Origin of the sequence: Blautia sp. NSJ-140, from assembly GCF_022868965.1 — a bacterium.
Taxonomy (GTDB): domain Bacteria; phylum Bacillota; class Clostridia; order Lachnospirales; family Lachnospiraceae; genus Blautia_A.
The window spans coordinates 1-1,418 of sequence record NZ_JALIFS010000025.1 but is presented as its reverse complement, the minus strand read 5'-3'; the positions used below and the strand labels follow the sequence as shown (position 1 = coordinate 1,418).

The 1,418-nt window shown below is 41.0% G+C and carries 2 protein-coding genes; both read right to left on the bottom strand.

Features of this window, described 5'->3' with window-relative positions; genetic code table 11:
- Positions 1–761, bottom strand: a 761-nt coding sequence (locus tag MUB50_RS16855) for an ABC transporter permease (RefSeq protein WP_244802554.1), incomplete at its 3' end; no start/stop codon positions are given.
- A 2-nt stretch (positions 762–763) separates the two neighbouring features.
- Positions 764–1,418, bottom strand: a 655-nt coding sequence (locus tag MUB50_RS16850; protein WP_244802553.1) for an ABC transporter permease, incomplete at its 5' end; no start/stop codon positions are given.

Genomic DNA, 1,418 nt, shown 5'->3' with positions numbered 1-1,418 from the left:
GCTACCTTTTTGGCCTTTTTCTTTGTTTGGGTTGCTTCTCGTTCTTTCATGCACAAAATCAAGATGGCAGAAATAACGACAGCAAGCGCAAGACTGCAAGAACAGGTTCCGATATTCCAGTTGACTGCGGTATCATAGCTACGGTAGCCTACCATTCCAAGACTTGCGGTAATCGGATAAAGGTTTGCTAATGTCATATTTCCTGCGGCAAACATCCCTCCATATCCATAGACAAAAGCAATGATTACACCGACTAAAAAGCTGCCTGCCCTCCGACAAGTAAGAGCGATAATCGGCAGAACCGCAAGATATAAAAAGAAATTAACCGCAGTAATCTGCAAGGCTGCTTTTAGAGCTAAGGAAATCTCAAAGCCGGGAAATCCCACAATCATTTCTGCTATGATTGTAAACAGACTGCATATCAGCCCGAAAATAATAGACAATACGCCGCACACAATCAATTTTCCGGTCAACAGTTTCTTAAAAGAGATCGGCACAGTCAGAATATTTTTTAATGTGTCATCCGTCTGTTCACGAGAAATCATATATCCAGCAATTAGGCTGATACACATCGGAAAAATCATGGACATATTGTTTTTGATGACCTGTTCTGTAAGATAGGCGAAATCCCAAACGGAACCATCATTCGCCATAGATGTAAACAACGTCAGCAGGACAGATAGGAGCATGAGTGCAACGCCCGCCCAAAGGATATGATACCTTTTCAATTTATAAAATTCTGTTTTTACAATGCGAACCATGTTTATTCCCCCCTCTGCTTATATAATCTGTCAATCAGTAAGAACGAAACGAATGCCATAATCCCAAGAATGAATACAACTTGAAATGTTGAGGGAATTAGCCCTGTCATTTGCTCCAAGTCCATTTTTATTCCATGAGCCGCCATATCTCCCGCACTCCAAAATATAGTCAGTGGCGTGGGCAGAAGCCATAACATAGTTTTAGGCAGTGTGTCAAACAATGCCGTAGCACTCATGTTCAGAACGCTGTAAAAGACACACAACAAAATGGAAAAAACATAGGTCTTACTGAAAAAGACAACAAGGACAATCAACGGGAGTGTTCCTGCCGTAATGAAGATCCCCGTTTCAACCGCCAAAAACAGCTTATAACCAATTCCATAAACTTCTAATGTTCCAATTCCGCAAAGAATTGTTGCAATAGTAGAAGCCACGCAAAAAACAATTCCAAAGATAAAAAGGACAATAATCTTTGCAAGTACCATTTGCGTGCTGGTTACGGGAATTGTACGCAGATTTTTGAATGTATCGTTGTCGCGTTCCATAAAAAACAGAATAGCGGCAATCACTCCGATAATGCAGGGCAGTAAAAACTGGATACCATATCCCAACACCATGTTAAATAGTCCATCGAAAGCATCTGCCCGATCCGTATAT